This window comes from Flavobacterium album (assembly GCF_003096035.1).
In the GTDB taxonomy this organism is placed as follows: domain Bacteria; phylum Bacteroidota; class Bacteroidia; order Flavobacteriales; family Flavobacteriaceae; genus Flavobacterium; species Flavobacterium album.
Genome location: NZ_CP029186.1, coordinates 2,196,050 through 2,217,683, shown reverse-complemented (window position 1 = coordinate 2,217,683; position 21,634 = coordinate 2,196,050). Strand labels below are relative to the sequence as shown.

The window sequence follows — 21,634 nt, the reverse complement described above, 5'->3', positions numbered from 1 at the left end:
GTAACAAAACACAAGCCGCTTCGTCTACAATTTAAAGCTGTGGCTTACAAATCAAAATATTCCCTACATTTGGGCAAACCATCAATCAATAACCAACTATGAAAAAAATTATCCTGCTGCTGCTTACCGCGGCTATTTCGCTGCCTGCTTTTGCGCAAACCCCTGACAAGACAAAGCTCGACAAGTATTTTGACGCACTCGAGGCCAACAACAAATACATGGGGAGCGTGGTCGTTTCCAAAGACGGGAAGGCCATTTACTCGCGGTCGATAGGCTTTGCCGATGCCGAAGCGGGCAAAAAGATCACTGCCGACTCGAAATTCAGGATCGGGTCTATATCCAAAATGTTCACGGCTTCGATGGTCATGAAAGCCATTGAGGAGAAAAAACTGTCGCTGGACGATAAGCTCGACAAGTTCTTCCCTACTGTGCCCAACGCATCGAAGATCACTATAAAGAACCTGCTGGGCCACAGCAGCGGCATCCATAACTTTACCAACGATGAGGAATACACCTCCTATATGGCGACCCCGAAAACACAGGCCGAAATGGTAGCCATCATCTCCAAAGGCAAAAGCGAATTTGAGCCGGGCACTTCGGCGGATTACAGCAACTCGAACTATGCGCTATTGGGTTTCATCCTGGAGAAAGTTTACAAAAAGTCCTATAAGGAATTGCTAACTGAAAAAATCGTGAAGCCGCTTGGCCTTAAAAATACCTACTACGGCGCAAAGATAAGCCCTGCCAATAACGAGGTGTACTCCTACAGCTATGCCGGCAAATGGGTAAAGGAAATGGAAACCGACATGTCTATCCCGGGCGGTGCGGGCGCAGTAGTCTCTAACCCGGCCGACCTGGCTAAATTTATTGAAGGATTGTTTGCAGGTAAGGTAGTTTCGGCGGCCAGCCTTGAACAGATGAAAACCATTTCGCAGGGTTACGGCCTTGGGATGTTCCGCTTTCCGTTTGGTGAGAAATCCTCTTACGGCCACACAGGCGGAATTGACAGATTCAGGTCGGTGGTTACGCTTTTCCCGGATGATAAGGTGACTGTTGCCATGACCTCGAACGGTGCGAACATGGACCCGAACGAGATTGGCATCACTATACTAAACTGGGTGTACAACGAGCCTTTCGATATTCCTGATTTTACAGGGTATAATCATACGCCCGCAGAACTTGACCAGTATGCCGGCTATTACGAATCGGCTGACATCCCACTGCCAATTACCATTACTAAAGAAGGTACTACGCTTATGGCACAGGCTAAAGGGCAATCGGCATTCCCACTGGATGCGACCGCTAAAGGCAAGTTTAAATTCGAAATGGCGGGCCTGGAAATGGAGTTCAATCCCGATGGAAAGCAGATGGTACTGAAACAGGGCGGGGCAATTTACAGGTTTACGAAGAAGTAGTTTTAGGTTCGGAGTTTCGGGTTTCGGGTTGCCAATCAGGAGGAAACCACCCCACCCTTTGGGCACCCCTCCAAGGGAAGGGAAGAGCTACACTCATGCCGATTACAAACTTTTTTGTATCTTAGGGTATAACTAATTATCTTATGGACGATAATAAAGCGATATTAGAAAAGGCGAACGCCGCTATTACAAAAGGCGACAACGAAGGCTTTTTGGAGCACTGCACCGATGACACCGTATGGACCTTTGTAGGTGATATCACGCTGCGGGGCAAAGAGGCAGTACGGCAATGGATGGCGGAGAACTATATCGAGCCGCCGCAATTCGATGTGCAGGACCTTATTTCTGGCGAGGACCACGTGATCGCAATGGGCAGTATTACCATGACAGATAAAGACGGAAAGGCAATTACCTCGTCGTATTGCGATGTGTGGCGTTTCAGGGATGGTAAAATGGCAGAGTTAAAAGCTTATGTTGTAGCCCCCTAACCCCGAACGGAGAATACCACTATTGCTAATCAACCATATTAATAGTATTTTCTATACGTTAAGTGGCAACTCGAAACTCCAAACCCGCAACAGAATAACTAACTAATCCATTCCCGGAAATCGTTCACACGCTCACGGCTCACGATCACCTCATCGTCTTTGTAGGTGGGCAGGATGACTTTCAGGCGGGAATTAGTGTACACGATAATATCCTTTATCGCATTGACGGACACAATGAACTTGCGGCTTACGCGAAAGAACTGCGTGGGGTCGAGTTCGGTTTCCAGCTGCTCGAGGGTGCATTCCAGGAGGTAATCACGGTTATCGGAAGTGTGGATATAGGTGCCTTTGTTCTCGCTGTAAAAGCATTCGGCATCCTCGATATTGATCATTTTGAGGTGCTGCCCCATTTTTATGGTAAAGCGCTTTTTATAACTTTTCTCCAATGGGTTGGCCAGCATGCGCTTTATCTGGTCGAAGTCAACCGACAGCTGCTGCGGCTTGGGCTGGCGCTCCCTGAATTTATTGATGGCCGACTCGAGGTCGTCCTCATCAATGGGCTTCAGCAGGTAGTCGATACTGTTGAGCTTAAAGGCGCGCAGGGCATACTCGTCATAAGCTGTAGTGAATATAACGGCACTGCTGATAGGAATGCTTTCGAATATCTCAAACGACAGCCCGTCGCTCAGCTGTATATCCAGCAGTATCAGATCGGGCTGAGGGTTGTTCTGGAACCACGCTATCGCTTCTTCCACCGAATGCAGCATGGTGCCGGCCTCAATATCCAGTTTTTGCAGCTTGCGCTGTAATAGTCGCGCCGCAGGTTTTTCGTCTTCAATGATTATAACATTCATTGTTAGTCAGTTGTTAGTTGTCGGTTGTTAGATCAATCTGGAATCAAAAATCTGAAATAATTTCTATTCCCACTTGCTGGCCTTGCTTTTTTCGCGGTCCATGTATTCCTGTATCTTGCGCTCTTCCCAGTCCCTGCTGAAGAACATATGGCGGTTATATACAGTTAGCCAGTGCGCCAGCAGGCCTATTCCCCACGATAGCGGCGTTATAAAAGTGCCCCAGGACCAAAAGCTCTCTCCCGGTTTGAGGTTGATGGCCTGCATAACGATAAGGAATATATTTACCAGCACATAGGCAGACAGGTGCTTGTAAAACCCCTTGATATCCTCTACTTTTTTGCGGGCCCTGTCAAGCCTTTTTTGCTCTTCAAATGAATAGTCTTCCATGATATCTGGTTGGTGTTTAATGTGTAGTTTGATTTAACTGCGTCTGTGCTGCTTTATCCTTATCAATAAACTTCTCCCTTGCCCTGCGGTCTTCGTCCATAAACTGTTGCAACTTGCGCTCTTCCCAGTCCTTGTTGAGAAACGGCACAAAATTGAAGGCCGCCATGGCATGGAACAGCAAGCCTATACCCCATCCGGCCATCGAAAAGAAGAACCAGTAAAATTCGGGGGTAAAGGTAACGTTGATAATTATCAGTATTGGCATAACAATACAATATGCTGAAAGGTTGATGTAGAACGACCTTATTTCCTTTACCCTCTTGCGGATACGTTCCCTTTCCTTTTTTTCAAATCCGGTTTCCATGATGATTTAATTTTTAATGATTTGATGATGATTGAACTTTAACTGAATTTCCGGTTCCAGACGTGGCAGTACAACGCCTCTGCGATCGTAAACTTCGGGTGCAGACTGTCAACTGCGACTGTCTGCTAACCTACTTCCACCTGTTGTTGCGTTCTTTTTCCATAAGCTCATTTAGCTTGCGTTCCTCCCAGTCGCGCCCGAGGAACGGTATATAACTGAACACACTGCAAAAATGTACCAGTACCCCAATCCCCCACCCGATCATCGGGTAGAGAAACCACAAGTGCTCCGGTGAGGTGGCAAGATTCAGGATTGCAAGCCCTGCTATCACAATGATGTAGGACATCAGGTTTCCGTAAAACCCTTTTATATCTTCCACTTTCTTCTGCGCTTTCAGGTAGCTGCTTTCCGATTCGCTGTTGCTTGTTTCCATAATTGTAACCTGTTTTGTCAATACCGGCAATTTTACCGTAAAATGCTTTTCTGTCTGTTCTATCTGCACTTTGCGCGATGAGATGATGGCATAACGGCTCACGATATTCTGCAGGCCTACACCGCGCCTGTCCTGCAATACTTCTTTCTTCTGGTAGTCGTTCTGCACCACCAGGTAACCGTCCTGCTCAAATATCCGTATATGGAGCGGTTTCTGCTGGCTCACAATATTGTGCTTAACTGTGTTTTCCAGAAGCAACTGGAGCGATAGCGGCACCACCCTTGCATCGGAGCTGGAAACCGATTGCGGCAATTCATAAAATACGCTGTTCTCAAACCGCATTTTCAGCAGGTTCATATACGTTTTTGCAAAGTCGAGCTCTTCCTGTATGCTTACGAGCTCTTTATCTTTCTGTTCCAGCACATAGCGGTACACTTTAGATAGCGATGTGGTAAACCTTTGCGCACTTTCGGGATTTTCCTCTATCAATGAGCTCAGCACGTTGAGGCTGTTAAAGAGAAAATGCGGGTCGATCTGGTTTTTCAGCGTTTCAAATTTGGCCGATGCCGTGCCCGCTATTATTTTTTGCTCCTTAACCTTATTTTCCTGGTAACGCTTGTAAAAATGGAAGGCATGCACCAAAAAGCTCACCCCCAGTGTTATATTAATGGCCAGGTAATAGTTCGAAAATGTTTCTTCAGCAAGGAACTGCGTAAACGTGTAGCCCTTAATAACTACATCCTCAATAATACGCAGCAGAAAAATTAAGAGAAGCGATACTACAAAAGACAGGGTAAAGCCAACAAGCAAGCGGTTGACGACCATCCTGCCCTTCCCGAATATCCTGTCCATACTAAGGAAAACAAAGACATTACCGGCATAAAGCGTAAGAGTATAGCCAATTACAAAGAGGAATTGTACCAGGTAGGCAGAATTCCATTCGAACCGCCCGCCCCATACCGCAAACAGCAGCCCAAAGTAAATGATGATGCCAAGTAGCGTTGCCCTTAATAACTGACTATAGATATTCATTTTCTTCCTTATTTTTTACATTCTGCCAATGCCTGTTCTGCCCTCTCTTTGCCCCAATTCGGGTGGAACGGCGTCTCCGGCTTAAAGGTAGCAAAAAGGCCGACAGCTTTTTCTATCTGGGCGCACATCGGCTTTGTATCTTTCCCGAAGTAACGCGCCCCGCCTATTTCGAACTCAGCTTTATTAAACACTACCCTCGGGTTGTTTGGCGCAATGATAAGCGCTTTTGCATAAAGCTCATTCACTTTACCGGATAGCTTCATACCGTTGGTCATCGGGTCGGCTACTATCCAGGCAGTGTGTATCATCGCCTGCATCACAAGCAGTTCCGGATTGTCGGGAGAAATAGCTATCGCATTGTCCTGTGCGGTTTGTGCCTTAGCAAGGAACGCCGCTATCTTCTCTTTATCCTGCGTTTTGAAAGCCTCTGTGGTATTGATCAGGGCTACGTAGTAAGACGGCAGCCAGTTGTCTTTCTCCGCCCCGGCGATCCTTTCAAAAAGCGCCGAAGCTTCGGATGGCTTGTCTTCTCCCCAAAGGGCAAATGCTTTCTGCATTCCTGTTTCGAATTTCGACTGCGCAGTAAGCGTACTGCAAACAAAGAAGGTTAACATTGTAATAATTCGTACCATGATTTTATTTTTTTAGGTTGTTGTATTTTGATGAAGCAAATATCCAAAGTTACAATCACCCCTGAAAAAGTGTTTTACCGAACTGTAGAATTTTGGGGATGAGTCGTAATTCGGTTCAATAATGACCAGTACCTAAGAAAAAAGCTTTAAACTTTTACTACATATAGTGAATGTTATATAGCCAAATGCAGAAAGAGATTTATATCAAATAAAAACTCCTCTATAATTTGCTTTATAACAGCCGTTTACCTTTATTTGCTGAAATTATAACAAATTAACAATTTAAAATTAGCTTATGAGAAAAATTACAATGCTTACAGCCGTGCTTCTTTTTTCGGTGACAGCAACATTTGCGCAGGCAAAGAAAAAAGTAGCGGTGGTTACCTTTTATGCCGATAAGATGGTAGACCTTAGTGATGTAGGCCTGGCGGAGATAGCTGCTATTGCCGACCTGAAGAACGACCCCAACTTCAACCTGGCGCCGATGCTGCAGCAGTACCACGATAAGTTTTTTACCGATTATGCTAAAAAGTTCCCTTTCGAGCTTGCTGATGAAACGCTTGTAACGGGCAATGAGGAATACCACAAGTTCCAGCCGACTTTCCTTGGAATGAAGCAGGATATGTCGCGTTACCAGCTATATCCCGGCTACGAGGCTGTAGACCCTACATGGAGCAGCGCCAACGTAAACGGTATGCTCAAGCTGTTCCCTGATGTGGATGGTGTGATGTTCGTGTACATCGACTTTGCCCTTGTAAAAGGATTTGGCGTGGGCGGTACGGCTTCTACCAAAATGCGTGCCTTTACCCATATCGCGCTTTATAACAAAAAAGGCGATAAGGTATTTGTTATCAACGAGCACGCTAACAGCAGCAAAACAGGCGTTATGGTAGGCGGCGTACCGGTTATGAAGCCTGAAAAGATAATGCCAATGTGCGAAAGCGCGCTTAAAGAGCTGATGGAAGACCTTGACAAGCGTATCCAGAAGATCATAGACAAGAGCGGCAAGAAACTATAATTGACTGCCCAATAATAAAGAAGCCGTTTAAGTAATTTAAACGGCTTCGCTATTTTATTCCATTCCTATCTTATAAATAGCGGTGTGGCCATCATAGCCGTAGAAGTTATAATCGTTAATAGCAAAATACTTACCATCCGGCGACCATACCGGCGTGCCGAAAGTGGTATTATCTCTCTTAATGCTTTTCATCAGGAGCTTTCCGGTAGCCACTTCATAGATCATAAGCTTGTCGAAAGACACTACCGAAATGTATTTGGAATCAGGGCTGAAAGCCAGCCTCCTGCTGCGTTCGTTAGTATTGATGGTATAAAGGCGTTCAAAAGTATCAAGATCCCAAATGTCTACAAAACGATAGGAGCCGCCACCCATAGCAATCAGCTTGTCGTCATTCGAAAAAGCAAGGGCCTCTATTGCGCCCGGCTGCTCTATCTTACGACCGTCGCCTAAGTCAACGAACTCATCCTCCATATAATCGACAGAATATTTCCCGGTGCTCGAAAACCCTCTCAGCGTGGTTTTAGGCTCCTTGTCCGACACTTCGCCGGTAGCAATATCAACAACCCCTGCAACTTTGTTGTAGTCAGTTAGCCACACAATTCCCTGCGCTTCATCGATCTTCATTTCGCCAAACATACCGTCGAATTTCACACGCCAAAGCTCCTCCCATGTGGCGGTATCATAGCACACGATCTCGTTATCGGAATTTGAAGCTATAAGCTTTGAGGAATCTGAGGTGAATACCAGCCTATCCGTTTCTTGCTCAATACCGGGAAATGGCTCCAGCGCCACAACTTCCGATGACAGGTCGGGCATAAAAGGCGCTGCGGCACCCGGATGCACATAGGATTGGGTCTCATAGCTTGTAGTGCCCCACGACTCGCCTTCTTCCAGGTGTTCGAACAGCCGTGCATCGCTCACGTACACCTCATAGTCGGCCTGAACAAGCTTTTCCTCATCCGTCCAGGGACCCTCGCCGTAATAGAAGTCGTGGTAGCCGTCCCAGTTTTTTATCGGGTAGTTCTTTGTAGAAAGCTGCTTTACATGGTCAATGTATTTATAAGCATTGGCAGCAACCCAATCTTCGTCGAGCCATTCGTACTGCGCTATCTCCTTACCAATAAACGCATCCCCGCCATTATCGCAAAGCACGCGAAGGAAAAGGCTTTTATCCATCGGCAGGGGCTCATGGCTTTTGTAGGCCACATCATAATATACCACGATGACTTTCATCGTTATTTTCTTTTGTTCTGGCTCCTTCTTCAGGATGCGGATCCCATACAGGTCTGTTGACATAAATTTGTTATTTGTTTCCCGGTTGGTTAATAGGTCGGGAAACAAATATATATTTTTTTAGGAGAGGAATTGTCGAATGTGGATTTATTGATCAGTTAATTTCTATTAGTACATTTATAAACATTTATTCAAGAACTTGTATATTAAAAACGTAACTTAGTAAAAAAACATGTTAAGAGTCTATTTAGATTGGAATGTGTGGAATAATTTGAAAAGAAAGTCCTCCCAATTCGACGAACTAAGAATTATCATGGAAAATAGAGATAACCTATTTTTAATACCATATTCTCCCGCCCATATTGGTGATTTGACACACGGTTATTCAAAAAAAGATAGACATGAACACATAAATAGTGATTTGAAATATATATCCGAGTTGTCTGAAAATCTATTACTAGCAAAATACAGCAATCAGGAGATATATTTTTCTAAAACAAACCCTGAAATTATATTTGATTATATCAGCGAACAAGAAAGTAAATTATCTAAGTTGCATTATGAACTTAAGAATGTAGAAATATATAAGGATTTAATTTTTCCAATCCCAATTAATGGTATAGATAATCGATTATATGATTATATAACAAGTGATGGCTACTTGACGATGGAAAATATCCTAATGAAAACGATGGAATATATTATTTCTCTAATTTCAACCGAAGAGTACAAATATTTAAGAAATGATTTCCAAGAAAGTATAGGCGTTAATAAGGATAAAATCTTTAATTCACCAAATCCACTTTACGAAATTGACAAAATATTAAAAGACAAGGGGATAAGTTTTTCACAATTGATTACCGAATCGTTGACTGCGATTAAAGAAAAATCTGAAAGTAATTTTATTGACGAAATCATTACATATTATGTAGGCCTAGATTTAATTGGCTATAATCAAGATGAAATCAAAGTATCACAAAAGAAGTCAAAGACGTTTCACAATACAATCGATGATGCAAACCATGTAGGTTATGCTTCCGTATGCGATATATTTATTGTTGATGATAAACGTTGTAAGGAGAAAGCATTGTACGTTTATAGTGAGCTTAATATCAACACAAAGGTGTTTTCCTCAAGCGAGTTTGTTGAGTATTGGAATAAAGTTTTAACGTTAGATAGTCTCAATAACCAATTGTTTAAAATTACTTCAATTGCAAATAACTTTGAGCCGAATATTCAGGAATATTTCGAAAATTATAATTTACAAGGTTATCTTTCTCAACTTTATTTTTTTGGATACTTTAATTATATTTCTTGGTTTGAAAATATTAAAAATTACCATATATTAAGAAAAGTTAAACCAACCAACGGAAATATATTACTATATGATGAATTTAAACATTTAACTTTCCATTTAATAAAATATTTTGGAAATGATATACACAATAAATCAGTTGTCACAGAAGATGAGAACTTTTTAAAAAATTTAGATGAAGATGATTTCATATTATATCGTACATGGAAAGTTTCTAATATTGGCGAGATAAGACTAGTTGTTCAAAAAAACCATTTGAGTTTATATATAGATTTTAGAAATACATTATAATTCCAATATTCCACCAGCACGATTTCTTATCTTGTGCCAATCGAATAACCCCAAACGCAAAACCCACCTCTCCCTTTAGCCCCGGTCGTAGCGGCATCCCCGTAGTGCAACGGAGGGATACAGCGGAGGGCGGGAATGCAGCCTACCGGTAAAGCCCTGGTCTTTCGCTCTGAATAATTTTCAGCCTGCCTGCAGGCAAAGACAGGTCGCAGTCGCAGTTTTCAGTCCGTCTACCAGTAATGGCAGATCGCAGTCTCAGTTTTCAGGGCCTGTTGTATCTAACCACCCCGCCTTTCAGGCACCTCCCGCTTATAACGGGACAGGCTCTCCAAAGGAGGGGAAGAGCTACACTCCTACCCATAAAAAAACCGGACTCTTTCAAGTCCGGTTCTATATTTATTCGTTGCAATTGGGCCGACAACCGTCAACCGACAGCCGTCAACTAAATTACGCTATCTTAAACCTCTTCCTGTCGTTTTCGTTCAGGTAGATCTTGCGGAGGCGTAGGCTCTTAGGCGTTACCTCTACGTACTCATCTTTCTGGATGTATTCCAGGGCTTCTTCAAGAGAGAACTTGATCGCCGGGATGATACGCGCTTTATCGTCAGCACCTGATGAACGTACGTTGGTCAGTTTTTTGGTCTTGGTCACGTTCACTACCATATCGTCGCCACGTGAGTTCTCACCGATTACCTGGCCTTCGTAGATATCCTCGTTAGGGTCAACGAAGAACTTACCGCGATCCTGCAGCTTGTCGATTGAGTAAGGAATTGCTTTACCATTCTCCATAGAGATAAGCGACCCGCTCAAACGGCCCGGTATCTCGCCTTTGAACGGCTGGTACTCAAGGAAACGGTGCGCCATGATAGCCTCACCCGCAGTAGCCGTAAGCAGCTGGTTCCTCAATCCTATGATGCCCCTTGAAGGGATGTTGAATTTCACGATCATACGGTCGCCTTTCGGCTCCATGCTCAGCATCTCGCCTTTACGCATTGTTACGAACTCTACCGCACGGCCTGAAAGGTTCTCAGGAAGGTCGATAGTAAGCTCTTCGATAGGCTCGCACTTAACGCCGTCAATCTCCTTGATGATTACCTGTGGCTGCCCGATCTGCAGCTCGTAGCCTTCCCTCCTCATCGTCTCGATAAGTACCGACAAGTGAAGTACGCCACGGCCAAACACCATGAATTTATCGGCGCTGTCAGTTTCGCTCACACGAAGCGCAAGGTTTTTCTCAAGCTCTTTAGAAAGCCTGTCCTTGATGTGGCGCGAGGTAACAAATTTACCTTCTTTACCAAAGAAAGGTGAATCGTTGATGGTGAAAAGCATGCTCATGGTAGGTTCATCAATAGCTATGGATGTAAGCGCTTCCGGGTTTTCCCAGTCGGCAACCGTATCACCGATCTCGAAGCCTTCAATGCCTACAAGCGCACAGATGTCGCCTGCTATTACTTCTTCCACTTTCTTACGGCCAAGGCCTTCGAAGGTGTGAAGCTCTTTTATTTTAGATTTGATGATCTTGCCATCACGCTTAACAAGCGATATGTTCATGCCTTCGCGAAGCACGCCCCTTTGAAGGCGGCCTATAGCGATACGGCCAGTAAAGCTCGAGAAGTCAAGCGATGTGATAAGCATTTGCGGCGTACCTTCGGATACTTTTGGCGCAGGGATGTGCTCCAGTACCATATCCAGAAGGGGCTCTATATTTTCGGTCTTGTTCCTGAAATCGTCAGACATCCAGTTTTGTTTCGCCGAACCGTAAACGGTAGGGAAATCAAGCTGCCATTCTTCTGCGCCAAGCTCAAACATCAGGTCGAAAACTTTTTCGTGCACTTCTTCAGGAGTACAGTTTTCTTTGTCAACCTTATTGATTACAACGCATGGCTTAAGGCCAAGGTCGATCGCTTTTTGCAGTACGAAACGTGTTTGCGGCATTGGGCCCTCAAAGGCATCCACCAGCAGCAATACGCCGTCGGCCATGTTCAGTACGCGCTCTACCTCCCCGCCAAAGTCGGCGTGGCCCGGGGTATCGATGATGTTGATCTTTGTCCCCTTGTAGGTTACCGAAACGTTCTTTGAGGTAATGGTAATTCCCCTTTCGCGCTCCAGGTCGTTGTTATCCAGGATAAGGTCTCCTGTGTTCTCGTTTTCACGGAACAGTTGGCAATGATACATAATCTTGTCAACTAAGGTCGTCTTACCGTGGTCAACGTGGGCAATGATCGCAATGTTTCTTATGGGTGTCATTCTTTCTTTTTTTGAAGGTGCAAAGGTACGATTTATTTCGACAAAAAAAACTTTAGTTATGAGAGGGTTAGCATAAAGTTCTTACCGGAGCGGAAATGTAACGGTTTCTGAACCAAAAATTAACACCAAAAACACCCAGCCAACAAACCATGATTAAGATCAGGCCGTAAGTATCAGAACATATGGTTGCTGATATCTTGTAGATATTCACATACAATTATTAAACGACATCTCTTTTAAAACACTCATAAAACAGTAGTAGAAAAACCCTTAAATATTTATATTTAGATTTTTAACTGCTATTTAACCCGAAACGTCGTAGAATATCATTAAGTTTGTTTAATGTTTTGCAAAAAAGAATGAACAATATTAAAAATGTTTTTACCATAAAGGATCTCGAAAACTTATCGGGTATTAAGGCGCATACGATCAGGATATGGGAAAAGCGGTATAACATCCTCGAACCATTGCGTACCGATACCAATATCCGGTATTATGATGTGGCGAACCTTCAAAAAATATTGAATATAAGTACGTTAAACTCTTTCGGCTATAAAATATCCAGCCTTGCCAAAATACCCGACGATAAAATTCCGCAGCTTGTAAAAGAAGTTTTATCGAAAAAAAGTCTGGCCAACCATGTGGTGAACAACTTCAAGCTGGCCATGATGAACTTTGACCAGTCGCTTTTTTTAACAACATATGAGTCGGTGCTGAAGGACAGGACGTTCGGGGAAATTTTTCATGAATACTTTATCCCGCTGCTTGCAGAAATAGGTATGCTATGGCAAACAGAGACAATAACACCGAGCCATGAGCATTTTATAAGCTACCTTATTAAGCAGAAGCTTGCCTCGGAAACGGAAAGGATTTCCTTAAAAGAACCGAAAGACGACCGCACTTATGTGCTCTACCTGCCGGAAGGTGAGATTCACGAAATCGGGCTTATGTTCCTAAACTACGAACTGCAGCTGAATGGATATAAAGCTATTTATCTTGGGGAAAGCGTACCTACGGCAAACGTTAACAATATGAAAAATTATTTCAACAATATCACCTACATATCCTACCTTACGGTTGCGCCTGAAATGAAAGCGGTAAACGATTATGTGGAAGAGCTGAGCCGCCAGCTGTTAAATGATGCTACTACAAAATTATTGCTGTTTGGGCGAAATACGCAATTCATTCATAAAGAAACGCTGGGAAGCAATATCACCATTTATAATTCTATAAGCGATTTTACGGAAACGCTTTGATGATCTCTGCATCTATAGTTTTTGCGGTTGATAATTTATTACATTTACTGCAAAACTACCATCCATGAAAACCATTTTTGCCGGGATATGCTTCCTGGCAGTCCTGTTTAATTTCAACTCCCAAAAAAGGAATTTTCATAAAGGAAAAAATATTTATACCGAAATAATAGGCGACTCCGGCTATATCAGAAAAGGCGAAGCGCTTCGTTTGCTTTCGCAGGCAAAATATGACCCCGGCACGGAATGGGAAGGCCGGGATACACTGGATTTAGAAGCTCGTATCTATAAGTTTTCTGACACCATCGGAAAATATTACCGTATGGATAATGGAAAATACATTGCTTTGCTTTGTGATATTATACATCCCGACAGGAATATGTTTACGCTTTTGGAAATTAATGATAAAGGCGAAGTGCTGCAGGCAGAACCTTATTACGCAGGCATGCACCAATGTTGCTGGGAAAGGCATTATGAAGGGTTAAAGAAATATCCAGGCGGCTATTTTGGCACAAAATCGTGCGGCACCGGGTCCGGATTCTGCTCATCATATCTCTACCTTTTTAAAGATTTCTCCCCACAGGGCAATGGCATTTCCACTTACATCTATTCGGGTTGGTGTATTGGGGGTGAAATATCCTGTCACCTTACTTCTGACATGGAAATAAAAAACGACACCGTTACCATGCACTATACGATGGAACATTTGAAAGAACGCCGCAATGGAAAATACAAAACCGTCTTTTCTGAAAAATTCGATGTCAAATATGTGGAGCGTGAACAGGGATGGGTAGCGCTGGACAGTACTAAGATTCAAGAATTTCCTGATTAAAAAATCCCCCGAAAGCCTTACTTCCGGGGGATCATTACTAACCTAAACAAACCTATTTCTTGTTCATTAATTCCTGCAATGGTTTGAACTGCTCTGTATCAATATTGGCTTTTTGAAGCAAACCGGCAATGGTTAATACATTATTGGGCGTCATATCATCCCCCAGCACGCGCACCACGCCAAACCCTGTATCCTGGTTGCGGACGAAAACCACGAACTCCTCGATGTGCTCATCATTGCCTTTAGTACTGATAGAAGCGCCGCTTTCGCCGTTATTGATCTTTATAAGCTCTTCGTACTCCCCTTTTATAAGGCCTTTCACCTTTTCCAGTTCCTGCTCATACCTTTTGTGGCTTACATCAAGGCTGTCTGTTTTATAGATAAGCACATTGAACTTATGCAGCGATCCAACTGCTGCTTTTTCCTCAGGGGTCAGTTTTATCTCATTTCTTTTAATAAAGGTCGGAGCAATGTCAAGGGTGATAAAGCCCGGTGCTTCACCTTTTTCAATATAATATTTTTGCAGTGACGGTTCCTGCGAGCAGGAAGCAAGCACCAGTAGCATTAAGCCGAATAAATACAGGCTGCGTTTCATAGATCGTTATTTTTTGGATTTAGATGCTTTTTTCAGTTCCATACCTCCGGGAAGGCTCAGCTTATCGGTAAGAAGCGATATCTGGCTAATGTCGAAGTTACCGGTAAGTGACATAATCACTGTTTCCTGCTTGCCGCCATCCATGAACATCAGCAGCTCACGCACCTGTGAGGCTTTAGCACCCGACTTCACATAGATCTTGATATTCCTTCCGCCATCGCTCATCCGCATCAGCTCATCCATTGGGCTTTTCTTAAGGTAAGCATCAACGGTGGCCTTCATATCGGCACTGTGCTTTGCATTGACTGTCTTAAATACCTTCAGGTACTCCAGCTTTTTTATCAGGTCGATATACTGCTGGTAATCGGCTTTGTCCTTTCCGGTCGCCTTGACCTCAGACATTAGCTGGAACATTTTTTTGTTCACTACCACGCTTTCAATACCTGTCTTGTCTTCAAATTTATCGAAGGCAGTCACCTGAGCGCGCATCAATACGGGCATCAGGGAAAGCAGTATAGCTATTATTACATTTTTCATTGTTGTCGTTTTTAATTTTTGTTTTTGGTGTTTTGGGGCGGGCGCTGTTTAGTTCTTAAACGCCTCAATATCCTTCAGGTCAAGGGTGCCTGTAAAAGATACCAGTACCATTTCATTATCTTTGGCATTCTCAATAAACACAAGGCCTTCTTTTATGATGGACTCTTCTTTGCCCTGGGTAACATAAATTTTTATTTTGGCGCCGTCTTTGTTGGCACTCATCAGTTCAGTAAGCGGGTTTTTCTTTACATATTCGGTTACCGTCTTTTTCATCTCCTCTTTAAATTTCTGTTCTTTGGTAGAAAACACCTTTACACCTTCCAGCTTTTCGGCCATATCAAGGTACTTTTGGGTTTTGTCATTGCCCGAAACCTTCACGTCGCTAAGCATCCTGAACATTTCTTTGTTGATTATTACCGATTCTATGCCTTCCACATCCTGGAATTTATCGAAAGCTTTGGTTTGTGCAAAGGTTACAAAAGGCATTGCTGCCAATACTGCTGTGATTATGAATTTTTTCATTTTTTTAGATTTTTATGCTTTTTAAGCTGGTTTTTAATTGTTTAATGCTGTTTTATTTTCCCCAAGGTCTATATTCCCCATAAAGGAAAGCAGTACAGCCTCCTGCTTTTCAAGGTCTTCAATAAAAACCAGTACTTCTTTTATAATAGATGTATTACCGGCTTTCCTTACGTAAATATTTATTTTTCCTGATTCATTGTTGAGCTTTACCGAAGCTTCCATTGGGAACTTTTTCAGGTAATCGGCCACACCGTTACGCATTTCCTTCATGCGTTTTTTGTCTTTGGTGATGAATGCCTTCACATTCTCGAATTCTTTCACCTTTGCAGGCAGGCTGTCTTCGTCGCCGGCTCCTGTGACCTTAAAATACCCGAACACTTCCAGCATATTATCGGTAATCTCCACACCTTCTATGCCTTCCTTACCTTCAAACTTGTCAAAAAAATTGTTTTGTGCAAAAGCCACCGAAGGCAGTATTGCCAATAAAGCGATGATAATTTTTTTCATTTTGCTATTCTTTAAAGATCGTTTTTCTTGATTTCTCGTACTCTCCTATATAATTCACGCTCTCAACCCCCACATTTACATTTTTGGAAAGCATGTTCAGCGCTTTCTGCGTTTCCCTGAAAGCTACTTCGGGGTCGTCATAGGTGCCGAGCTCTGCCTGCGAAGGCTGCGCCCTGTTCAAAAACGTAAACATGCCCAGCATCACTACGATACTTGCCGCCACCGACATCCATCCGGTATAATTCCTTTTGGTTTTTAACGGTATCGGTTTGTCAAACTGTTGTGTGCCGGCCTGGGCAAAATACCCGAACATCGGCCTGTACTGTTCCAGATGTGGCGCCACATCCGGTGAAGCGAAGTAGATCTTAAGCTCTCTTTCTTCGGCAGTACTGGTTTCAGCATCAAAATATTTCTCCAGTAGTTTTTCAATTGTTCTTAATTCCATAGCTGTGTGTTTTTGTAAGTTCCTCCCTCATCGTTTTCCTCGCCCGGGACAGTGCCACCCTTACAGCGGTTTCGTTCATGTCCATTATTTTGGCTATCTCTTCAAATTCATATTGCTCTATATCCCTCATCTGCAGGATCAGCTTTTGCTGTTCGGGCAGGGTTTCCATTATCTTCTCCGCCCAGCTCCAGCTGTCCCTGTCTTCTGCCTGTTGCTGCAGCCCTGCCTGCCGGTCGGTATAGTTGCTGTGCACTATCCGCATTTCCGTAGCCCTTTTAGACTTCAGCTGGTCAAGGCAGTAATTTTTCGTCATGGTCATTGCCAGTGCCTCAACACTCGAGTAGCTTTCCAGCTTCCCTTTATTGTTCCACAATTTCACCAGTACCTCCTGCGTAGCATCCTCCGCCTCTTCGTTGCTCACAAGAAGGCGCTTTGCCAACCGGAATACCCGGTCTTTAAAGGGAGAGATCACTTTTATGAACTCTGATTGATTCATTACTGATGGTGGTTTGTTATCGGTTTATAAAAGGAAGACGAATTGGGATAATTTTTGTTACAAGCTATATCAAAATTATTTAAATTTACGTTCTATTAAATCTGCTATAATGAAAAAGATGCGATTATTACTGGCTTCGCTGCTGGTTGGCGCTTTTGCCTTCCAGGCGTGCGAAGACATGGACGACAATGCTGTACCTGTAAACGACTTTATATGGAAAGGCCTCAACCTGTATTATTTATGGCAGGCCGATGTGCCCGATCTTTCCGATGACCGCTTTGCCAACCAGGGAGAGCTTAATTCCTACCTCGAGACTTTTTCCAGGCCTGAAGACCTTTTGAAAGCCTGCTGTACCAGCGCGGGGTCGTAGACCGCTGGAGCGTGATCGTGCCCGATTTCAATGTGCTCGAAAATGCATTGCAGGGCGTAGTAAAAAGCAATGGCGTAGAATTTGGCCTTGTTTATACCGACGACACACAAACCGGTATTTTCGGCTATGTGCGCTACATTATGCCCAATTCTGATGCTTCATCAAAGGATATCCACAGGGGCGATATTTTTTATGCGGTAAATGATACGCCACTGACGGTGGGCAACTACCAGAGCCTCCTGAGTTCCGACAGCTATACCCTTAACCTTGCTACCTATAATGATGGTACGATAACACCAACAGGTACATCAGTAAGCCTTACCAAGTCGCAGTATGCTGAAAATCCAGTTTATACCGTACAGGTCACAGAGCAGGGCAGTCACAGGATAGGCTACTTTATGTACAATGGGTTCTTTAGTAATTATGATGCCGACCTGAATGGTGCCTTTGCGCAACTGGCTTCGCAGAATATTACCGACCTGGTGTTGGACCTTCGCTACAATTCTGGTGGGTCTGTCAGGACGGCAACCTATCTGGGCAGTATGATTACCGGGCAGTTCAACGGGCAGCTTTTTGCCAAACAGCAATGGAATGCCAAGCTGCAGGCCCATTATGAAGATAGCAACCCCGAAGCTTTGAAGAACATGTTTACCAACCAGCTTTCCGGCGGACAGGCCATCAACAGCCTTCACCTTAGCAAAATACATATACTCACCTCGCGCTCTACAGCATCGGCAAGCGAGCTGGTGATCAATTGCCTTAAGCCGTATATCGACGTAGTAGTTGTTGGGGATGTTACCACCGGTAAAAACGTGGGATCGGTAACGCTTTACGATTCGCCCGATTTCTCCAAGAGCCACCGCAACGGCAGCCACCGCTATGCCATGCAGCCTATAGTGCTTAAAACAGTTAATGCCGATGGGTTTGGCGATTATAGCGCGGGTATCGCGCCACAGATAGAACTGCAGGAAGACTTTGGCAATATGGGTGTGCTGGGCGATCCTAACGAACCTTTGTTTGCCGCCGCCATAGCTGACATAACAAGCAATGGCCGTCATGGTTTGGCTCCCGCCAAAAAGTATAAGAACTTTAAGGACTCGAAAAACATGCAGCGCTTCGGTACCGAAATGTATATTGAGGAAATGCCGGAGGGGTCTGTGGGATTGCAGCCGATACCGTAGAACAGAGTTATGGATATTTCCTTAATAAGCTTGCCAGTCAATAAGCCCTAAAAGACACACCCCTGACCCCTCTCAAGAGGGGAACACTCGGATGTGCTTACTCAAATCCAAATGCGTACGCTTATCGTCATGCGTGTAGCTCTTCCCCTCTTGAGAGGGGCCAGGGGTGTGTTATCCATAGACAATAAAAACAGAGAGCGGCTGCCCTTCCGGACAGCCGCTCTTCTCATTATAATGATTGATGACAGAACTTATTTAGTCATTAAAATAAAATCCTCCCGGTGTCACACCAACAGTAAACGTGCCGTTCTGCTCTAATGCGCCTGTAAGCGAGTATACGTAGACTTTGCCATTTGAGTTATAATCCCGTGCATCGCCAACATAAATGTGCCCATTCCCTACAGCAAAGGCAGATACGCCATATACGCCCTGGTCTTCTGTAGTAAAGAGCGGTTCGGCCGGAAGCGTTGTAGCATTTTGTGCCATGCTGTAGATATCAGATCCTTCGGTAAAATAGATCTTGTTACCATCCTTCACCAGATTGGTCGGGTGGCTCATGCCTGCAAATGCCATAGTTGTGGCTACCGTATTGTTTGACATATTAATTACCTTCAGGCTTCCCGCAGTCTCGGTACCTGCCCATGAAGGCTTGCCCTCACACATTACATACAGCTTGCCGTTATCTTCAAACATGGTATTAGGCACATCGCCAACGGGAATAGAGGTTAGAACCGCATTGGTAGCACTATTGATTACCGTAACAGAGCTGCCATAACCAAAGCCGCCTTTGTGCGTCACGTAGAGTTTCCCTTCTTCTTCAATAATGCGCTCCGGGCCTTCTGCTACCGCGATCTCAGAAGTAACGGTATTTGTGGAAAGGTCAATAACGGCTACAAAGTCATCGGTGGTAACGTTGCCATCGCCCCAGTTGGTTACATAGGCCTTATTGTTCTCAAAGGCAATATACCTGGGGTTATAAAGCCCCTCGCTGATAGTGGCCACATGGGCGAATGTATAGCGGTTCACAATCTGTACCGTGTTAGAGCCGTTCATCACAATATAAGCAAGATCGTCTTTAAAGCCAATATCCTGGCCCGTATCGCCTAACAAAGCGCCGGAATTCACAGCAGAATAAATGGTGTTTTCCAATTCCATTGCATCAGAAAGAAAAGAAACTTCCGAATTACCATGGCCGAAGTTCCCCTGGTTGATGATCAAAAGGCCGTTGTCATAAGCGCCCGAAGGTGCATTGGCAGAATCGTCATCGCTACACGATACGAATAATAGTGAGCCTGCAAGCGCCGTAAGTACTAGTTTGTTGATTTTCATATATTAGAATTTAAAATTAAGGTATGTGTTGTAATAGCGTCCGGGCATAGGGCGCACGGACACATTTTGGTATTCTTCGTTCCAGAGGTTGTTTACCTGCGCGCCGAGGGACAGGCCGGAGAGCACTTTGAAGGTATATTCGGCGCCAATACCCGAAACATTCCAGGCATCGATTTTATAAGCGTTGTCGGAACTGGTAAATACTTCCCCGTTGAACATGTGGCGGTAATAGGCTGAAAATCCTTTACAGTCATAGGCCAATGATGCCGTGGCCTTATGGAAAGGCACATAGATAAGTTGCTCGCTTTTGCCGTCTTCGCGGGAAACGGTGTAAGCATAGGTGCCATTGAACTCCAGCTGGCCTCCTCCTATTTTCTTTTTCCAGTTGAGGATAGATTCGAGGCCGTAATTGTTTACTTTGCCAACATTCTCCGGCCTCCAGATTCCGCCGGCTGACGGTACCCATCGCAGCATATCGGTCAGTTTTATATAATAACCGGTAAGGGTAAACGTAATATTACTGAAGTGAAACACATTGCCTAACTCTGCCTGACAGGAGCTTTCGGGTTTCAGGTTGGGGTTACCGCTGCCCTGCCAGTACAGGTCGTTGAATGTAGGTATCCTGAAATTGCGCGAGGCGTTCAGCTTTATGTTGTAAAAGTTCGTTAAGGCGATATTGGTTCCCGCCGAAAATAGCAACGGGCTCTCGTAGGCATTGGTAATCTCTTTGCGGATGCCCAACTCGTATTGTATTTTCTCTGTTACCTGATGCTTCATCAGCAGGCTGCCCGATCCGATATCCCTCTTTTTTGAAAGAATATCTGAGCCCTCTCCATTGTTTTGGGTATAGTCAATAATGGTGTTCAGCCTGATTTTATTTGATACATCATACGTAAGGTCGTATTTCCCGATAAAGGTCTTCACTTTGCCGAATGTGAAATTGCCATTTCGGAAATTCTCAAAGTACTTGTACTTTTCCTCAAGGTAGGCCACTTTTATCTTAGAAGTAAAACGGTTGTAAAAACCGTCCCATTCCAGCAGGTTCCTTGTATTGGTATCGTCATACATGCTGCGTGAAGGCGCAGCCAGCGTACGGGAGAAATGCCTTTTGCCATCGTAGGCATAACTGTAAAGCCTGAGCAGGTTCCTGTCGTTTATCTTATAGGCAAAAGCCGTATTAACGCTTGTATTGTAGTATTGACCGTTGTCGTTTTTTATGTCCGTTCCGGGATAGCGATAATCGTTATCAGAGCTGTTCCTGCTTATGCTTACATCGGTGCTGAATTTTTCACCCGAAGCTTTCAGGTTATAATTGGCCCCGAACGTATTGAAGCTGCCGTAATCTACGCGCAGGTTATTAATGAATTTAGAACCAAATTCCAGTTCGCTGTTCAGGTGGATGCTCCCGCCAATAGCGCTGCTTCCATAAATAACGCTGCCCCCGCCTGCCCTCACGGTAACCGAATTGAAATCGCGGGCATTGAGTATATTGAAATCTGTCAGTCCATTAAGCTGCGAATTGATGTTGATGCCGTTCCATATCACGGCAGTCTGTTGTGCACTGGTGCCTCTAAATGACGGCGAAGATACCATGCCAAGCCCGTTCTCCTTAAAGTAAATGACTGTGTTGTATTGCAACAGGGACGTAAGCGAGGCTGCATTTTTGTGGATAACTGAGTCGGTAAGCTTTTGGGTGGACTGTGTTGTGGAGAAATCATGGAGCTGCGCATCCGAAATGATAACTTCCTTTAATTGCACAACAGCATCATTCTGCGCCAACAGGACATGGCACAGGAGCAGCAAAAACGGTAAGATAATCTTTTTAAGTGTCATAATCCCTGAGCCTTTTTTCCCGAAA

At 44.1% G+C, this 21,634-nt stretch carries 23 protein-coding genes; 8 read left to right on the top strand and 15 right to left on the bottom strand.

Features of this window, described 5'->3' with window-relative positions; genetic code table 11:
* Nucleotides 1–98 precede the first annotated feature (98 nt).
* Together HYN59_RS09835 and HYN59_RS09830 are read left to right on the top strand one after the other, a co-directional pair.
* Nucleotides 99–1,415, top strand: a complete 1,317-nt coding sequence (locus HYN59_RS09835; protein ID WP_108778097.1) for a serine hydrolase domain-containing protein — start codon at nt 99–101, stop codon at nt 1,413–1,415.
* Between the two features lie 143 nt (nt 1,416–1,558).
* Nucleotides 1,559–1,903, top strand: a complete 345-nt coding sequence (locus tag HYN59_RS09830; RefSeq protein WP_108778096.1) for a nuclear transport factor 2 family protein — start codon at nt 1,559–1,561, stop codon at nt 1,901–1,903.
* Nucleotides 1,904–2,001: 98 nt separating this feature from the next.
* Here the strand turns inward: HYN59_RS09830 and HYN59_RS09825 are convergent, their stop codons facing one another.
* The 5 genes from HYN59_RS09825 to HYN59_RS09805 form a co-directional block, all read right to left on the bottom strand.
* Nucleotides 2,002–2,757, bottom strand: a complete 756-nt coding sequence (locus tag HYN59_RS09825; RefSeq protein WP_108778095.1) for a LytR/AlgR family response regulator transcription factor — start codon at nt 2,755–2,757, stop codon at nt 2,002–2,004.
* A gap of 63 nt (nt 2,758–2,820) precedes the next feature.
* Entirely contained in the window at nt 2,821–3,144 is a 324-nt protein-coding gene (locus HYN59_RS09820; protein ID WP_108778094.1) for a 2TM domain-containing protein, read from the bottom strand.
* Between the two features lie 16 nt (nt 3,145–3,160).
* Complete coding sequence (locus HYN59_RS09815) at nt 3,161–3,508, bottom strand: 2TM domain-containing protein (protein ID WP_108778093.1); 348 nt, start codon at nt 3,506–3,508, stop codon at nt 3,161–3,163.
* Between the two features lie 130 nt (nt 3,509–3,638).
* Complete coding sequence (locus HYN59_RS09810; protein ID WP_108778092.1) at nt 3,639–4,973, bottom strand: 2TM domain-containing protein; 1,335 nt, start codon at nt 4,971–4,973, stop codon at nt 3,639–3,641.
* Between the two features lie 8 nt (nt 4,974–4,981).
* Nucleotides 4,982–5,605, bottom strand: a complete 624-nt coding sequence (locus HYN59_RS09805; protein WP_108778091.1) for a tetratricopeptide repeat protein — start codon at nt 5,603–5,605, stop codon at nt 4,982–4,984.
* A 295-nt stretch (nt 5,606–5,900) separates the two neighbouring features.
* On the opposite strand from HYN59_RS09805, the gene HYN59_RS09800 reads away from it, so the two are divergent.
* A complete protein-coding gene (locus HYN59_RS09800) occupies nt 5,901–6,623 on the top strand; it encodes a hypothetical protein (RefSeq protein WP_146185913.1) in 723 nt (240 codons plus the stop codon).
* Between the two features lie 54 nt (nt 6,624–6,677).
* Here HYN59_RS09800 and HYN59_RS09795 read toward each other — a convergent pair whose 3' ends face one another.
* The gene (locus HYN59_RS09795) at nt 6,678–7,919 is read right to left on the bottom strand and encodes a WD40 repeat domain-containing protein (RefSeq protein ID WP_108778089.1); all 1,242 of its coding nucleotides are present in this window, start codon (nt 7,917–7,919) and stop codon (nt 6,678–6,680) included.
* A 250-nt stretch (nt 7,920–8,169) separates the two neighbouring features.
* Here HYN59_RS09795 and HYN59_RS09790 point away from each other — a divergent pair, with 250 nt between their 5' ends.
* A complete protein-coding gene (locus HYN59_RS09790) occupies nt 8,170–9,462 on the top strand; it encodes a hypothetical protein (RefSeq protein WP_146185912.1) in 1,293 nt (430 codons plus the stop codon).
* A 447-nt stretch (nt 9,463–9,909) separates the two neighbouring features.
* On the opposite strand, the gene typA is transcribed toward HYN59_RS09790, so the two are convergent.
* Nucleotides 9,910–11,709, bottom strand: coding sequence for a translational GTPase TypA (gene typA, locus HYN59_RS09785; protein ID WP_108778087.1), 1,800 nt, complete (start codon nt 11,707–11,709; stop codon nt 9,910–9,912).
* 359 nt (nt 11,710–12,068) lie between these two features.
* Between typA and HYN59_RS09780 the strand changes: the two genes are divergently transcribed.
* Together HYN59_RS09780 and HYN59_RS09775 are read left to right on the top strand one after the other, a co-directional pair.
* Entirely contained in the window at nt 12,069–12,965 is an 897-nt protein-coding gene (locus tag HYN59_RS09780; protein WP_108778086.1) for a MerR family transcriptional regulator, read from the top strand.
* A gap of 64 nt (nt 12,966–13,029) precedes the next feature.
* Complete coding sequence (locus HYN59_RS09775) at nt 13,030–13,794, top strand: hypothetical protein (RefSeq protein WP_108778085.1); 765 nt, start codon at nt 13,030–13,032, stop codon at nt 13,792–13,794.
* A 52-nt stretch (nt 13,795–13,846) separates the two neighbouring features.
* Here the strand turns inward: HYN59_RS09775 and HYN59_RS09770 are convergent, their stop codons facing one another.
* The 6 genes from HYN59_RS09770 to HYN59_RS09745 are packed head-to-tail and all read right to left on the bottom strand — an operon-like array spanning nt 13,847 to nt 16,896.
* The gene (locus tag HYN59_RS09770; RefSeq protein ID WP_108778084.1) at nt 13,847–14,389 is read right to left on the bottom strand and encodes a DUF4252 domain-containing protein; all 543 of its coding nucleotides are present in this window, start codon (nt 14,387–14,389) and stop codon (nt 13,847–13,849) included.
* A gap of 6 nt (nt 14,390–14,395) precedes the next feature.
* On the bottom strand, nt 14,396–14,926 hold the full coding sequence (locus HYN59_RS09765; RefSeq protein ID WP_108778083.1) for a DUF4252 domain-containing protein: 531 nt from the start codon (nt 14,924–14,926) through the stop codon (nt 14,396–14,398).
* A gap of 48 nt (nt 14,927–14,974) precedes the next feature.
* Nucleotides 14,975–15,448 carry a DUF4252 domain-containing protein gene (locus tag HYN59_RS09760; protein ID WP_108778082.1) on the bottom strand — a complete coding sequence of 158 codons (474 nt, stop codon included), beginning with the start codon at nt 15,446–15,448 and terminating at the stop codon, nt 14,975–14,977.
* Nucleotides 15,449–15,481: 33 nt separating this feature from the next.
* Nucleotides 15,482–15,955, bottom strand: coding sequence for a DUF4252 domain-containing protein (locus HYN59_RS09755; RefSeq protein WP_108778081.1), 474 nt, complete (start codon nt 15,953–15,955; stop codon nt 15,482–15,484).
* Nucleotides 15,956–15,959: 4 nt separating this feature from the next.
* Nucleotides 15,960–16,400 carry a hypothetical protein gene (locus HYN59_RS09750; RefSeq protein ID WP_108778080.1) on the bottom strand — a complete coding sequence of 147 codons (441 nt, stop codon included), beginning with the start codon at nt 16,398–16,400 and terminating at the stop codon, nt 15,960–15,962.
* Nucleotides 16,381–16,896: an RNA polymerase sigma factor gene (locus HYN59_RS09745; RefSeq protein ID WP_108778079.1), complete on the bottom strand. Its 516-nt coding sequence runs from the start codon at nt 16,894–16,896 to the stop codon at nt 16,381–16,383. Before HYN59_RS09745 ends, HYN59_RS09750 begins: the two co-directional genes overlap by 20 nt.
* A 109-nt stretch (nt 16,897–17,005) precedes the next feature.
* On the opposite strand from HYN59_RS09745, the gene HYN59_RS18270 reads away from it, so the two are divergent.
* Together HYN59_RS18270 and HYN59_RS09740 are read left to right on the top strand one after the other, a co-directional pair.
* On the top strand, nt 17,006–17,266 hold the full coding sequence (locus HYN59_RS18270; RefSeq protein WP_245895524.1) for a hypothetical protein: 261 nt from the start codon (nt 17,006–17,008) through the stop codon (nt 17,264–17,266).
* Between the two features lie 11 nt (nt 17,267–17,277).
* Nucleotides 17,278–18,447: a S41 family peptidase gene (locus HYN59_RS09740; protein WP_245895522.1), complete on the top strand. Its 1,170-nt coding sequence runs from the start codon at nt 17,278–17,280 to the stop codon at nt 18,445–18,447.
* A gap of 255 nt (nt 18,448–18,702) precedes the next feature.
* On the opposite strand, the gene HYN59_RS09735 is transcribed toward HYN59_RS09740, so the two are convergent.
* The gene (locus HYN59_RS09735; protein ID WP_108778078.1) at nt 18,703–19,776 is read right to left on the bottom strand and encodes a YncE family protein; all 1,074 of its coding nucleotides are present in this window, start codon (nt 19,774–19,776) and stop codon (nt 18,703–18,705) included.
* 3 nt (nt 19,777–19,779) lie between these two features.
* Nucleotides 19,780–21,609, bottom strand: a complete 1,830-nt coding sequence (locus tag HYN59_RS09730) for a TonB-dependent receptor plug domain-containing protein (RefSeq protein ID WP_108778077.1) — start codon at nt 21,607–21,609, stop codon at nt 19,780–19,782.
* Between the last annotated feature and the right edge of the window lie 25 nt (nt 21,610–21,634).

Excerpts from the sequence above, each read along its gene's own strand:
- HYN59_RS09835 (WP_108778097.1), top strand. The coding sequence starts at position 99 with ATGAAAAAAATTATCCTGCTGCTGCTTACCGCGGCTATTTCGCTGCCT.
- HYN59_RS09735 (WP_108778078.1), bottom strand. The coding sequence starts at position 19,776 with ATGAAAATCAACAAACTAGTACTTACGGCGCTTGCAGGCTCACTATTA.
- HYN59_RS09815 (WP_108778093.1), bottom strand. The coding sequence starts at position 3,508 with ATGGAAACCGGATTTGAAAAAAAGGAAAGGGAACGTATCCGCAAGAGG.
- HYN59_RS09800 (WP_146185913.1), top strand. The coding sequence starts at position 5,901 with ATGAGAAAAATTACAATGCTTACAGCCGTGCTTCTTTTTTCGGTGACA.
- HYN59_RS09770 (WP_108778084.1), bottom strand. The coding sequence starts at position 14,389 with ATGAAACGCAGCCTGTATTTATTCGGCTTAATGCTACTGGTGCTTGCT.
- HYN59_RS09830 (WP_108778096.1), top strand. The coding sequence starts at position 1,559 with ATGGACGATAATAAAGCGATATTAGAAAAGGCGAACGCCGCTATTACA.
- HYN59_RS09780 (WP_108778086.1), top strand. The coding sequence starts at position 12,069 with ATGAACAATATTAAAAATGTTTTTACCATAAAGGATCTCGAAAACTTA.
- HYN59_RS09760 (WP_108778082.1), bottom strand. The coding sequence starts at position 15,448 with ATGAAAAAATTCATAATCACAGCAGTATTGGCAGCAATGCCTTTTGTA.
- HYN59_RS09755 (WP_108778081.1), bottom strand. The coding sequence starts at position 15,955 with ATGAAAAAAATTATCATCGCTTTATTGGCAATACTGCCTTCGGTGGCT.
- HYN59_RS09805 (WP_108778091.1), bottom strand. The coding sequence starts at position 5,605 with ATGGTACGAATTATTACAATGTTAACCTTCTTTGTTTGCAGTACGCTT.
- HYN59_RS09825 (WP_108778095.1), bottom strand. The coding sequence starts at position 2,757 with ATGAATGTTATAATCATTGAAGACGAAAAACCTGCGGCGCGACTATTA.
- HYN59_RS09810 (WP_108778092.1), bottom strand. The coding sequence starts at position 4,973 with ATGAATATCTATAGTCAGTTATTAAGGGCAACGCTACTTGGCATCATC.
- HYN59_RS18270 (WP_245895524.1), top strand. The coding sequence starts at position 17,006 with ATGAAAAAGATGCGATTATTACTGGCTTCGCTGCTGGTTGGCGCTTTT.
- HYN59_RS09795 (WP_108778089.1), bottom strand. The coding sequence starts at position 7,919 with ATGTCAACAGACCTGTATGGGATCCGCATCCTGAAGAAGGAGCCAGAA.
- HYN59_RS09775 (WP_108778085.1), top strand. The coding sequence starts at position 13,030 with ATGAAAACCATTTTTGCCGGGATATGCTTCCTGGCAGTCCTGTTTAAT.
- HYN59_RS09790 (WP_146185912.1), top strand. The coding sequence starts at position 8,170 with ATGGAAAATAGAGATAACCTATTTTTAATACCATATTCTCCCGCCCAT.
- HYN59_RS09765 (WP_108778083.1), bottom strand. The coding sequence starts at position 14,926 with ATGAAAAATGTAATAATAGCTATACTGCTTTCCCTGATGCCCGTATTG.
- HYN59_RS09745 (WP_108778079.1), bottom strand. The coding sequence starts at position 16,896 with ATGAATCAATCAGAGTTCATAAAAGTGATCTCTCCCTTTAAAGACCGG.
- typA (WP_108778087.1), bottom strand. The coding sequence starts at position 11,709 with ATGACACCCATAAGAAACATTGCGATCATTGCCCACGTTGACCACGGT.
- HYN59_RS09730 (WP_108778077.1), bottom strand. The coding sequence starts at position 21,609 with ATGACACTTAAAAAGATTATCTTACCGTTTTTGCTGCTCCTGTGCCAT.
- HYN59_RS09750 (WP_108778080.1), bottom strand. The coding sequence starts at position 16,400 with ATGGAATTAAGAACAATTGAAAAACTACTGGAGAAATATTTTGATGCT.
- HYN59_RS09820 (WP_108778094.1), bottom strand. The coding sequence starts at position 3,144 with ATGGAAGACTATTCATTTGAAGAGCAAAAAAGGCTTGACAGGGCCCGC.